This window comes from Salegentibacter chungangensis (assembly GCF_042678405.1).
Taxonomy (GTDB): Bacteria; Bacteroidota; Bacteroidia; order Flavobacteriales; family Flavobacteriaceae; genus Salegentibacter_A; species Salegentibacter_A chungangensis.
The window spans coordinates 44348-56636 of sequence record NZ_JBHTLI010000001.1; the positions used below are offsets into that span (position 1 = coordinate 44348).

Sequence of the window (12289 nt, forward strand, 5' to 3'; positions counted from 1 at the left end):
GAAGAATAGCTTATGCAGCAAATATTTAATTTTCTTATCCGCAATAAGAATAATATCCTGTTCTTATTATTGCTTGCTCTATCTATATTCTTTACTATTCAAACCCATTCCTTTCACAAAAGCCGGTTTATTAGTTCTGCCAATTGGGTGACAGGCGGCGTATATTCCTGGGCCAATGACATACAGACCTATCTTCATCTTGACGATTACAACAAACGCTTGCTTGAAGAGAACAAGGAATTAAGGAATATCATCACCAACCTTACCGATACCGTATCGGTAGAAAGCTACCAGGACACCGCTAATTTTGAAGGCACTTATTACTTCCGCAGCGCCCGTGTTATCAATAACAATTTCGCAAAAGCCGATAATTACCTCACCCTTAACAAAGGAGAAAATGACGGGATCCGGCCGGAATACGGGGTAGTGACCAGTAAAGGGATCATTGGCATCGTAGACAGGGCGAATAACAATTTTTCCAGGGTGGTCTCCATTCTTAACAGCCAGTCAAGAATAAATGCGCAGCTCAATAAGACCAATCACTTCGGAAGTCTTATCTGGGACGGTAAGAACCCGAATATAGTCCAGTTAATAGACGTTCCGCGTCAGGCGCCGGTAAAGAAAGGAGATACCATTATTACCGGGGGAAGGTCACTAATCTTCCCAAAAGGCCTTCCCATTGGAAGCATTAAAGACTTCCAGCTGGACCAGAGTGAAAGTTACTATACCATAAATGTGGAACTCTTTAACGATATGACCAATATCGGATATGTTTACGTGATAGAAAATGTGAATCGGGAAGAGATAAAAAGCCTGGAGAAAGTAAATGAATAGCAGTATATTCTCAAATATCATCCGTTTTGCCGGCCTCATTTTCCTGCAGGTGCTTATCCTGAATAACATCAACTTTATGGGGTATGTGAATCCGTATTTATACGTGCTGTTTTTACTGCTCTATCCCTTCAATTCTAATCAGAGTTTATTCCTGCTTTTATCCTTTTTCCTGGGACTGAGCATAGATATCTTTGAAGACAGCGGGGGCATTCACGCAGCAGCCTGCCTGGTTGCGGCATTTGTAAGACCTAACCTGTTAAGATTCTCCTTCGGGATAAGTTACGACCACCAGACCCTAAGACTTTCCTCCACCCCAATTGGGGCAAGACTCAGCTATGTTATGCTAATGGTGGTCATCCATCATTTCGTGCTTTTTTCTTTGGAAATGTTCAGCCTAAGCCATATAATATTGATACTGAAGAAGACGTTATTTTCAGGAATCTTTACCGTGCTGTTTATCGTGATCAGTATGGCTCTTTTCAGCAAAAAGTATAGATGAGAAAATTACTTTTATACCTTATAATTCTCACCACCGGGATCGTTTTCCTCGGAAGGCTTTTTTACCTGCAGGTTATAGACACCTCTCTTGCACTGAGATCTCAGGACAACGCTATAGATGTGGAATATGATTACCCGCAACGGGGCTACATCTACGATCGCGATGGCGAACTTATGGTTTCCAATCAACCTTCTTATGATGTGATGGTTATTCCCAGGAACCTGAAGCCCTTTGACACCCTTGAATTCTGCACAATCCTGAATATCACTCCGGAAGATCTTGGAAAAAAACTGGACAAGGCAAAGATATACTCCCCCTTGCTCCCTTCGGTTGTCATTCCACAACTTACCAAAAGCGAGTATGCCTACCTGCAGGAAAAAATGAGAAAGTATGAAGGCTTCTATATTCAAAAGAGATCTCTAAGAGACTACCAGGTAGATCATAGTGCCAATGTGCTGGGGTATATTGCCCAGGTGAACCAACAGATAATTAACGAAAACCCTTATTACATCTCGGGAGATTTAATTGGCCGGCAGGGAATTGAAGCTCAATATGAAGAAATTCTGCGCGGTGTTAAGGGTGTGAAATATATTCAGAAAGACAGGTTTAACCGCGATATTGGTCCTTACAAAGATGGCATTTACGATACCCTGCCAAAAAAAGGAAAAGATATCACCATATCCCTGGACGCTACTTTACAGGCTTATGGTGAAAAGCTGATGAAAAATAAACGTGGCGGAATCGTAGCCATAGAACCGAAAACAGGAGAGATTTTGAGCCTGGTTACGGCCCCTACCTACGACCCTTCCCTTTTGGTCGGCCGTAAACGTTCCCCGAATTTCACAAGACTATATTACGACACCATAGCCAAACCTCTGTATGACCGAGGCTTGCTGGCTGAATATCCTCCCGGCTCTCCGTTCAAAACGATGAATGCGCTTATTGGTCTTCAGGAGGGAGTTGTGGACACGAACGACAAATTCTCCTGTAATCACGGTTATTCCTACGGCCGCGGAAGAAAGATGGGCTGTCACGACCACCGCAGCCCACTGAATATGATCCCTGGGATCGCTAATTCCTGTAACGCCTACTTTGCCAATGTGTACCGGAGGATAATCGAAAAATACCCTTCTCCACAGGAAGGTATAGACGCCTGGAACGCGCATTTGAAAAGCTTCGGGATCGGGGATTTCCTGGGATACGACCTGATGAGTGGAAGACCCGGAAAGATCCCGGATTCTGAATATTACGATAAGATCTATCCTAATCACAACTGGTACGCTACTGCCACTCTTTCCAATGCTATCGGGCAGGGAGAGGTTCTTATGACGCCTATTCAGCTGGCTAATATGACGGCTGCTATTGCCAACAAAGGCTGGTTCTATACGCCCCATCTCTTAACGGAGATTGAAGGAAAACCGATCAAAGAGAAAAAATATACTGAAAAACGTTATACGACCATAGACCCTAAACATTTTGACCCGGTAATTGAAGGTATGCATCAGGTTTATAAGGACGGAACGGCCTCAAGCCTCCAGATTCCAGGGATTGAAATTGCGGGAAAAACAGGTACTGCTGAAAACTTCACCAAGATCAACGGAAAAAGGGTTCAGCTAACCGACCACTCTATCTTTGTTGCTTTTGCCCCCGTTCACAACCCTAAAATAGCCCTTGCGGTTTTTGTTGAAAACGGATACTGGGGAAGCAGGTACGCAGGTAGAATTGCGAGCTTAATGATAGAAAAATATCTGAAGGGAAATATCACAAGAAAAGACATGGAAGACTGGATACTCAGCCACAGCCTGGAAGACGAGTATGCCAAACCATTAAGCGGAGAACCTTTTATAATTAATCAGTAAATGGCGAAGAGTGCAGCGGGATTCGACTGGATAACTATATTTATTTACCTGGCCCTTGTTTGTTTTGGATGGGCCAACATCTACTCAGCTACACTGGGAGACGCTTCAGGCTCCTTACTCGATCTGGATCAGATCTACGGGAAACAGGCATTATGGATCGTAATGAGTCTTTTTTTAATTGTAGTGATCCTTTCTATAGAAGCTAAGTTCTACCAACGGTTTTCCAGTGTCATTTATATAATCTCACTCCTCTCCCTAATAGGCCTTTTCGTTTTCGGGAAGACCATTTCCGGAGCTACTTCCTGGTACTCTTTTGGAGGGGTAAGCATACAACCCTCAGAATTTGCGAAACTGGCTACAGGACTCGCCCTGGCCAAATATGTGAGTGATATTCAAACCAACATCAGGAAGATAAGTCACCAGGTAAAGGCGTTTATCATTATTGCCTTGCCGGCACTTATCATTATCCCTCAGCCCGACCCCGGTAGCGCAATGGTGTATGCTGCTTTTTTCTTTCCCTTATACAGGGAAGGACTTTCAGGAGTATATCTGGCCCTGGGATTAGCAGGGGTAAGTGTCTTTGTACTTACTCTTCTGGTGGGACCAGTCTGGGTCACGGCAGGTACGGTTCTCATAGCCCTTTTGCTCTTTCTTATGAAAAAAAGAAAACGACCGGGCAGGTTCCTTACGGTTGCTGTGGCGGCCCTCGCTATTGGTTTATCCTTTTCGGTGAATTATATCTTCGAAAATGTCTTTGAGCAACGGCACCGTGACCGGTTCAATATTGTACTGGGAAAGGAAGTAGATTCAAGAGGCATAGGTTACAATACCAACCAGAGCGAGATTGCTATAGGCAGCGGCGGCTGGGTTGGAAAAGGCTGGACAGAAGGCACTCAAACAAAAGGCCATTTTGTGCCTGAACAGCATACCGACTACATCTTCAGCACTGTGGGTGAAGAATGGGGATTCCTGGGGAGCGCTGTAGTGATCGTGCTGTTCATCCTACTGCTTTTAAGGCTCATTACTATGGCCGAAAGGCAAAAGTCTCAGTTTAACAGGATCTACGGTTATAGTGTGGCCGGGATCATCTTTGTCCATTTTATGGTGAATATTGGAATGGTAATAGGGGTCTTCCCTACAGTAGGTATTCCTCTTCCCTTTTTCAGCTATGGAGGCTCAGGTTTGTGGGGCTTCACCATCCTGCTATTCATATTTATAAAACTGGATTCTGACAGGATGTCCTTTTAAAGAACTGTTTCTGTTTCTAAGCACACTTATCGGCTAAAAGCAGTAACGCTGCCACGAGTAATATTATAAACGGATATATATACTTTCTTTTCATCTGGATATCTTTTTTAATGCAAAAATAAAAAAAGGCCCCGGTTTCCCCGGAGCCCTGAACCACAATTAAGAATTTATACTTAATCCTTGATATTTGCCACATCACTGCGGCGAATATTATTCATTTTCATATCCATAAGTACGTGAATGGCTTCTTCCATATACACGTCCTTGCTAAGACTTTCGTGCCATCTGTTTCTCTTTTCTTCAAGCACCGTATCCTTTTCAAATAATTTCTCCTCATAAGGAAGGGAAGTAAAGGTGAGGTTTGTCTTATAGTTCTTTAAAGAATCAAACCTTTTGGCTACCTGCTGACTCTTTTCAGCTTCCTTCTGGTATTCTTCAAAACTCAGCGAATGGGTGTTATCTTCACTTTGAGTCTTGATCCACTTCGCGTTTTCTTCAATAAGCCTCAATTGCTCATTAGCATCCATACGCTTTTTACTGTTCTCAATGGCTTTTTCATAGCCTACATATCCGTCCCAGATATTGTAGTCGGCAGGATCAATCTTATCCCAGGGTAATGGGTTATCCTGGTCCTTTTCACCAATATCCACATAGCTGTATCTGTCCGGCACCACCACATCGCTCTTTACTCCTTCAAGCTGAGTAGATCCTCCGTTCACACGGTAGAACTTTTGTGTGGTTAGTTTAAGAGCACCAAGATCTCCATAATCGTTGCTTCTAAGCCATCTGTTAAGATCGATCACGTTCTGCACGGTTCCTTTCCCGTAGGTTTGTTTACTTCCTATAATAATAGCTCTCTTATAGTCCTGCATTGCAGCTGCAAGTATCTCTGAAGCCGAAGCAGAAAGTTCGTTCACCAGGATCACAAGCGGACCATCCCATAAGATCTCCGGATCCTCATCTTCAAGAACTTCTTTTCTTTGTCCGTTAGATTTCACCTGTACAACCGGTCCCTCTTTAATGAATAAACCGGCGATATCCACAACGGTTTTTAAGGAACCTCCCCCGTTATTTCGAAGGTCAAGTACAAGCCCGTCCATATTCTCTTCCTTCAGGCGAATAATGTCTTTCTTGATATCTGAAGCAGCATTACGGTTCTCATAATTCCCCATATCGAAATAGAATTTAGGCAGGTTAATAACCCCGAAATTCTTGCCGTCTTTCTTCACCATAGAGGTTTTAGCATAGGTCTCTTCTATCTCTACCACGTCTCTGGTAAGGGTGATTTCTTCAATATTCCCCATAAGCTTTTTTCGAACAGTAAGGGTCACTTTGGTGTCTTTAGGGCCTTTTATCAGTTCTACCGCATCATCAAGGCGCATTCCTACAATACTTACAGGGTCTTCTTCATCTTCCTGTTGTACTTTCAGGATAACATCTCCTTCTTCCAGCTCTTCACTTCTCCAGGCCGGACCACCGGAGATCACTTCCATAATGGTGATATTATCGCTTTTCTTCTGTAGTCTGGCTCCAATTCCTTCAAGCTTACCTGACATTGCGATGTCGAAACGGTCTTTATCCTGAGGCGCAAAATAAAAGGTATGCGGGTCGAACTCTTCAACAATAGCGTTCACGTAGACCGTAAAATAGTCCTTACGCTCAAGATCGTCGGTAAAGTCATAATACTCATCTAAAGAGCTTCGGGTTACCTCACGGGCTTCCTTCTCCAGCTCAGCATCAGTCTTCATTGTATATTCAGGATCCTTTTCCTTTTTCTGCTTTTCTTCTTCTTTCTTATCGTAAAAAGTAATAAGAGTTGAGAACTTCAGCTGCTTTCTCCAACGCTCTTTCATCTCTTCCCTGGAATCTACATAATCCAGTTCTTCGTAATTGGTATTGATCTCTTCTTCTTCTGAAAAGTCGAAAGGTTCATCCAGTATTTCCTTGTAGATACTTCTCGCTTCCTCAGCTCTTTGCTGAAGGCGATTATAGGTAAGATCAAAAAATGAAATATCCTTATTCTTTATCTGGTCGTCAAGCTGTTCATCAAACTCGCTAAACACCTCTATATCTTCCTCATAAAAGAAACGCTTTGAACCGTCCAAAGCTTCCAGATAATCCTTATAAACTCCTTTTGAAAATTCGTCATTTATATCCTTCGCATCATAATGTCCCTGATTTAAAACATAAGTGATCAAATCGATCAATAACTTATCTTTATTTGGATCATTAAAGGTTTTTGTAGTAAAACTACAGGAGGTTACCGCCATTACAAGCAGCAGCATCACAATTTTAAAATTCCTTTTCATAAATCGCATAAATTTCTTCATTAATGGCTCAGTAAAATACATTAAAAATTGTGCCAAGAGGCCTTTTGGGTACTAATAATTTGTTAAACTACTAAGATAAGCTTTCGATTTGAAATTACTATTTTAGCTTCATCAAAATAATTAATGCTATGCCAAAGGAAAAGCCACTAATACTGGTCACTAACGACGATGGAATTACCGCCCCGGGCATCCGGGCACTTGTAGAAGTGATGAAGGAGATCGGGGAAGTGATTGTCGTGGCACCTGACAGTCCTCAAAGCGGAATGGGACATGCCATCACCATAAGTGACACCCTTTTTTGCGAACCTGTCACCATCAAAGAGAGTTACAAACATAAGGAATACAGCTGCTCGGGCACACCGGCCGATTGTGTGAAGATCGCCACCCAGGAGATCCTTCACCGTAAGCCTGATCTGTGCGTAAGCGGGATAAATCACGGTTCAAACTCCTCTATAAACGTTATCTACTCCGGGACTATGAGTGCGGCGGTGGAAGCCGGAATTGAAGGCATCCCTGCAATTGGTTTCTCATTGCTGGATTATTCTCTTACTGCCGATTTTGAGCCCGCCAAGAAATATGTGAAGACAATCACCAGAAATGTACTTCAGAAGGGCTTGCCAAAAGGGGTTGTTCTTAACGTAAATCTGCCAAAATTGAAGGCAGAAGATATAAAGGGAATAAAGGTATGCCGCCAGGCCAATGCCCATTGGGAGGAGGAGTTCGATAAAAGGACCAACCCTCAGGGCCGCGATTATTACTGGTTAACCGGAAAATTCGTAAATAAAGATGAGGGCGAAGATACAGATGAATGGGCCCTGGAGAACGGTTATGTTTCGGTGGTCCCTGTTCAATTTGATCTTACGGCCCACCATATTATTAAAGATATAAACAGCTGGGATTTGAATGCGTAAACTCGATATTTTCATAGGCTTTCTCGTTGGGATCGCTGCCAATATTGGCGGGATACTGCTGTATATTTCGGCTTTTTCTGAAATGAATTTTGACGATACCCTTAGCGATGCGATCGAGAATGATTATATCGGGAAGCTTATTGCTCTGGGCGCGATCCTGAACTTCCTGCCGTTCTTTGTCTTTATAAGAAAAAAACAGATCTATCACGCCCGCGGTGTTATTCTTGCCACCATACTTACGGCAATTTGCATTGCAGTCTTTAAATTTCTTTAAATGAAGTACTATATCATTGCAGGCGAGGCCTCAGGAGATCTTCACGCCTCAAATCTTATGAAGGCCCTGAAACAAACCGACCCCGAAGCCGATTTCAGGTATTGGGGTGGAGACCTGATGAAAGAACAGGGAGGCACTCTGGTAAAACATTATCGCGAACTGGCCTTTATGGGCTTTGTGGAAGTACTTTTCAACATTACCACCATCCTTAAGAATATCTCCTTCTGCAAGGCCGATATAATGGATTATGAGCCCGATGTGATCATTTTTGTGGACTACCCCGGGTTCAATCTCCGCATCGCCAATTGGGCAAAACAAAAAGGCTTCAGGACCCATTATTACATCTCACCGCAGATCTGGGCCTGGAAGGAAAACAGGATCTCGGATATTAAAAGGGATATCGACCAGATGTATGTGATCCTTCCTTTTGAAAAAAACTTTTACGAGAAGAAACATAAGTTTCCGGTGCACTTTGTGGGCCACCCGTTAATTGATGCCATCGCGGACAGGGAACTGGTAGATGCCGAAAACTTTAAACTGGAACACAACCTGGACGATCGCCCCATAATTGCGCTGCTTCCGGGAAGCCGGAAACAGGAGATCACCAAGATGCTTAAGGTTATGCTGAGCATAACTGAAGATTTTCCCGATTACCAGTTTGTAATTGCCGGTGCCCCGAGCCAGGAAGTGGAATTCTATCAGCATTTCATCAGAAAGAAAAATATCCGCCTGGTGATGAATAAGACCTACGATGTACTTAGCCTTTCTAATGCCGCATTAGTAACTTCAGGCACTGCCACTCTTGAGACCGCATTATTTAAAGTCCCTGAAGTGGTGTGCTATAAAGGCAGTCTTATCTCCTACCAGATAGCAAAAAGGGTGATCAACCTCGATTTTATTTCTTTGGTAAACCTTATTATGGGTCGTGAAGTTGTGAAAGAGCTTATTCAGAACTCCTTCAATAAGAAACAACTGAAAGCTGAGCTTAAAAACATCCTTTTAGAGGACAGAAGAAAAAAGATGTTTGAAGACTACTACCTACTGGAACAAAAACTGGGAGGAAAAGGAGCCAGTAAAAAGACAGCAGAACTCATCTACCAGGCCATCAACAAATAAAAGCTTTATGAAAAGGATAATAAGATTTAGCCCCTTGCTGTTTTTTTCACTCCTGCTTATTTCCTGTGGCCCTTCAAAAAAGGTTATCCCTGGAAAGGAATCTTTAGGCGCTCCGGAGGTAAAAATAAACACCTCTCCTAACCTGGAGCCCGAAGACAACCGGGCCTACACTATCATTGAAAAAGCAAAGGATTTTCTTGGTACCGATTACAAATACGGAGGCACCACAAAACGCGGAATGGATTGTTCCGGCCTCATTTATATCTCCTTTATGGAAGAAGGGGTTTCCTTGCCGAGAATTTCCAGAAATATGGCGCTGGAAGGTAGAAGACTACACCTTAAGGAAGTGAGCAAGGGTGACCTGCTCTTCTTCGAGACGAACAAAAACAGGAAAGTGATTAACCACGTGGGCCTTGTAGTAGAAGTCTTACCGGAACATATATTATTCATCCACTCCTCAAGCTCCAGAGGGGTTATGATCTCCTCACTTTCAGAATCTTATTGGTATAACAATTTTGTGATGGCCCGCCGCGTACTCTGATTTTTTCCTATCTTCAGTAGACTAACTATTGGGGAATGAAACTATTCAATCTTACGATCATCAGGATATGCATTGTTCTCATCCTTGGAATTCTTACAGGTTTTTATTTTGATATCCCCCCCACTTCAGCTTTTGTAAGCCTCGGAATTTCTCTTGTGATCTTCTTATTAGCTTTTCTGAAAACTAGAAGTTCCATATTTCCCGAGGTCTATTTCGGGCTCAGCATCTATCTTTTATTATACATATTGGGAGCAAACTGTGCCGTTATCAATAAGCCTGAAAATCAAGCCGGGCATTATTTTAACCTCTCTCCGGATATACAACAAATCAGTACTCCTCTATCTAAACTCAGGATAACGGAAAGATTAAAACCAGGTGCTTTTAATGACAGGTATATTGCAGAAGTAGAAGTTCTTACTTATAGAACCCCTGATTCGGACAGCATTTATTCTGCCAACACTCACGGAAAAATCCTGTTGAATATAGAAAGAGATTCTTCTTCCCGGGAGCTGCATGCAGGAAACAGGTTGCTAACCGCTTTTTCACCCACTGAAATCCGGGAAGCACTGAATCCGCATCAATTCGATTATAAGGAATATATGAGCAATCTTGGGGTAAAAGGCCAACTGCAACTTACTCCGGCAAAAATTCAAATAACAAAGTCTAATAAAACCGATCTTATCGCTGACTTTCGAAAGAGCATCATTACCCAGCTAAAAAGGCAAAACTTCTCTGCCGATGAAATGGGAATTATCCAGGCATTGCTTTTGGGCCAGCGGCAGGAGGTTTCAAAACAGGTTTATGAAGATTATGCCGCCGCAGGTGCCATACACATTTTAGCTGTTTCCGGACTGCACGTGGGCATCCTCCTGCTAATTCTCAATTTCCTCTTTTCGCCGTTGGACAGGAACAGGCATACAAAAACAATGAAGGCGGCCCTGCTCCTTTTACTGCTTTGGGGTTTTGCAGCTCTGGCAGGCTTTTCAGCATCGGTGGTCAGAGCCGTGGCTATGTTTTCATTCATAGCAATCGGAATGCAGTTAAACAGGCGCACCAGCATTATGAACAGCCTGTTCACTTCACTTTTTATATTGCTGCTTATTAACCCTCTTTACATCTTTCAGGCCGGTTTCCAGTTGAGTTATCTTGCTGTATTCTCAATAATCGTTTTTTACAAGCCTATTCGAAGCATTTACAGCCCCAGATTTAAACTTGACAGGTATATCAGAGATCTCCTGGCGGTAAGTATTTCGGCACAAATAGGGGTGCTCCCATTAAGTCTGTACTATTTTCACCAGTTCCCGGGCCTGTTCTTTATCACAAACCTGGTGGTCCTGCCCTTCCTGGGAGTGATCATTTGCTTTGGGCTCCTCATCATCACACTGGCTCTTTTTGGTATGTTGCCGGCCATTCTTGCCGGACTTTTCGGAAAAGTCATTTCTATGCTGAATTCATTTGTCACATTTATTGCCAACCGGGAAGAATTTCTATTTTCTGAGATCCATTTTTCAGCAGCAAACCTGGTAAGCGCATACATACTCATTTTGACCCTGCTTTTCTGGCTTTATAAAAGAACAGCGATTAGCTTAATATTCTTTTTGATCGGGATCATTCTGCTTCAAACCAGCTATATTTCAGATAAATTACAGGTTTCCCCGGAAGCATTTATTTTTCACGAGACCCGGGAGAGCATCATCACAATTAAGAAAAACAGGCAACTTCTGGTTTACAGATCAAGAACCGATCGGAAAGAAACAGAACACTCTGTAAAGGCGTACCAACTGTTTCACAATATAGAAACCAATCATTCCCAAATCATCGAAAACGTACTGGTCTTCCGGAATAAAAAATTATTGGTGATTGACAGTACGGGATTCTACGACCAAACCGTGACTTCCCCGGACCTCGTCCTCCTCAGGGATTCCCCTAAAATCAATCTTGAACGGCTTATTGCCAATCTGAAACCGGAAAAAATAATTGCCGATGGCAGCAATTACAAATCTTACGTAAGAAGATGGGAAAGGACCTGTAATAAAGAAAAAGTCCCTTTCCACCATACCGGAGAAAAGGGAGCTTTTCAAATTTTAGCCGATCAATAGAGCCTTAATCAACCAGCACTTAATCCTTAAATGTGCCTTCAAAATCTTTCTGGTAATCTAAAAATGCTTCTTTCGAGGTAAGTTCCTTATAATCGTCTGAAGCAAACATTTTCAGGTACATTTCCAGTTGCTGCGGGGTTCTGTATCCAGCAATCGGCGCGATCAACTCTCCTTTTTCATCGAAAAACACCAGGCTTGGATAGCCCGATATCTTCATTGCCGAAGCAAACTGATGCTGGGAGTTTCTTCCTTTTCTTTCCGGATCAAAATTAGGGTTCGCAAAAGTGTTGTCTTTATATACGATCTCTTCGGTCCCTTCCGCATTAAATTTTACCGGGTAAAAATTCTTGTTCACATACTCGATCACATTCTTATTGGTAAAGGTGTTACGATCAAGCATTTTACACGGGCCGCACCAAACAGTATAAGCATCCATAAAGATCTTCTTAGGAGCTTTCTTTTGAGCTTCTAATGCCTCGTTCATCGTCATCCACTTGATTTCCTGAGCCTGCAGGCTACTCATAAGAAAACAGGAAACTAAAAGGGTAAAAAATAATCTCATAATACTTCTTTGATTT

The 12289-nt window shown here is 42.7% G+C and carries 11 protein-coding genes; 9 read left to right on the forward strand and 2 right to left on the reverse strand.

Going from position 1 to position 12289, the window contains the following annotated elements:
• The first annotated feature begins 12 nt into the window (after positions 1-12).
• The 4 genes from mreC to rodA are packed head-to-tail and all read left to right on the forward strand — an operon-like array spanning position 13 to position 4440.
• A complete protein-coding gene (gene mreC, locus ACFQ3Q_RS00170) occupies positions 13-834 on the forward strand; it encodes a rod shape-determining protein MreC (RefSeq protein ID WP_380741749.1) in 822 nt (273 codons plus the stop codon).
• Positions 827-1333, forward strand: a complete 507-nt coding sequence (locus ACFQ3Q_RS00175; RefSeq protein WP_380741751.1) for a rod shape-determining protein MreD — start codon at positions 827-829, stop codon at positions 1331-1333. The genes mreC and ACFQ3Q_RS00175 overlap by 8 nt, the downstream gene beginning before the upstream one ends.
• Positions 1330-3192, forward strand: coding sequence for a penicillin-binding protein 2 (mrdA, locus tag ACFQ3Q_RS00180; RefSeq protein ID WP_380741752.1), 1863 nt, complete (start codon positions 1330-1332; stop codon positions 3190-3192). The genes ACFQ3Q_RS00175 and mrdA overlap by 4 nt, the downstream gene beginning before the upstream one ends.
• Entirely contained in the window at positions 3193-4440 is a 1248-nt protein-coding gene (rodA, locus tag ACFQ3Q_RS00185; protein WP_380741754.1) for a rod shape-determining protein RodA, read from the forward strand.
• 173 nt (positions 4441-4613) lie between these two features.
• Here rodA and ACFQ3Q_RS00190 read toward each other — a convergent pair whose 3' ends face one another.
• Entirely contained in the window at positions 4614-6749 is a 2136-nt protein-coding gene (locus tag ACFQ3Q_RS00190) for a carboxy terminal-processing peptidase (protein WP_380741756.1), read from the reverse strand.
• A gap of 149 nt (positions 6750-6898) precedes the next feature.
• On the opposite strand from ACFQ3Q_RS00190, the gene surE reads away from it, so the two are divergent.
• The 5 genes from surE to ACFQ3Q_RS00215 are packed head-to-tail and all read left to right on the forward strand — an operon-like array spanning position 6899 to position 11711.
• On the forward strand, positions 6899-7681 hold the full coding sequence (gene surE / locus ACFQ3Q_RS00195; protein WP_380741758.1) for a 5'/3'-nucleotidase SurE: 783 nt from the start codon (positions 6899-6901) through the stop codon (positions 7679-7681).
• Positions 7674-7955 (forward strand): hypothetical protein, encoded by a 282-nt coding sequence (locus tag ACFQ3Q_RS00200; protein WP_380741760.1) that lies wholly within the window; start codon positions 7674-7676, stop codon positions 7953-7955. Before surE ends, ACFQ3Q_RS00200 begins: the two co-directional genes overlap by 8 nt.
• Entirely contained in the window at positions 7956-9071 is a 1116-nt protein-coding gene (lpxB, locus tag ACFQ3Q_RS00205) for a lipid-A-disaccharide synthase (RefSeq protein WP_380741761.1), read from the forward strand. It abuts the gene before it with no gap.
• Between the two features lie 7 nt (positions 9072-9078).
• Positions 9079-9612 (forward strand): C40 family peptidase, encoded by a 534-nt coding sequence (locus tag ACFQ3Q_RS00210; protein WP_380741763.1) that lies wholly within the window; start codon positions 9079-9081, stop codon positions 9610-9612.
• Between the two features lie 35 nt (positions 9613-9647).
• Positions 9648-11711: a ComEC/Rec2 family competence protein gene (locus ACFQ3Q_RS00215; protein ID WP_380741765.1), complete on the forward strand. Its 2064-nt coding sequence runs from the start codon at positions 9648-9650 to the stop codon at positions 11709-11711.
• Positions 11712-11730: 19 nt separating this feature from the next.
• On the opposite strand, the gene ACFQ3Q_RS00220 is transcribed toward ACFQ3Q_RS00215, so the two are convergent.
• On the reverse strand, positions 11731-12273 hold the full coding sequence (locus tag ACFQ3Q_RS00220; RefSeq protein ID WP_380741767.1) for a thioredoxin family protein: 543 nt from the start codon (positions 12271-12273) through the stop codon (positions 11731-11733).
• Between the last annotated feature and the right edge of the window lie 16 nt (positions 12274-12289).

Excerpts from the sequence above, each read along its gene's own strand:
- ACFQ3Q_RS00190 (WP_380741756.1), bottom strand. The coding sequence starts at position 6,749 with ATGAAAAGGAATTTTAAAATTGTGATGCTGCTGCTTGTAATGGCGGTA.
- mreC (WP_380741749.1), top strand. The coding sequence starts at position 13 with ATGCAGCAAATATTTAATTTTCTTATCCGCAATAAGAATAATATCCTG.
- lpxB (WP_380741761.1), top strand. The coding sequence starts at position 7,956 with ATGAAGTACTATATCATTGCAGGCGAGGCCTCAGGAGATCTTCACGCC.
- rodA (WP_380741754.1), top strand. The coding sequence starts at position 3,193 with ATGGCGAAGAGTGCAGCGGGATTCGACTGGATAACTATATTTATTTAC.
- ACFQ3Q_RS00220 (WP_380741767.1), bottom strand. The coding sequence starts at position 12,273 with ATGAGATTATTTTTTACCCTTTTAGTTTCCTGTTTTCTTATGAGTAGC.
- ACFQ3Q_RS00175 (WP_380741751.1), top strand. The coding sequence starts at position 827 with ATGAATAGCAGTATATTCTCAAATATCATCCGTTTTGCCGGCCTCATT.
- surE (WP_380741758.1), top strand. The coding sequence starts at position 6,899 with ATGCCAAAGGAAAAGCCACTAATACTGGTCACTAACGACGATGGAATT.
- ACFQ3Q_RS00215 (WP_380741765.1), top strand. The coding sequence starts at position 9,648 with ATGAAACTATTCAATCTTACGATCATCAGGATATGCATTGTTCTCATC.
- ACFQ3Q_RS00200 (WP_380741760.1), top strand. The coding sequence starts at position 7,674 with ATGCGTAAACTCGATATTTTCATAGGCTTTCTCGTTGGGATCGCTGCC.
- ACFQ3Q_RS00210 (WP_380741763.1), top strand. The coding sequence starts at position 9,079 with ATGAAAAGGATAATAAGATTTAGCCCCTTGCTGTTTTTTTCACTCCTG.
- mrdA (WP_380741752.1), top strand. The coding sequence starts at position 1,330 with ATGAGAAAATTACTTTTATACCTTATAATTCTCACCACCGGGATCGTT.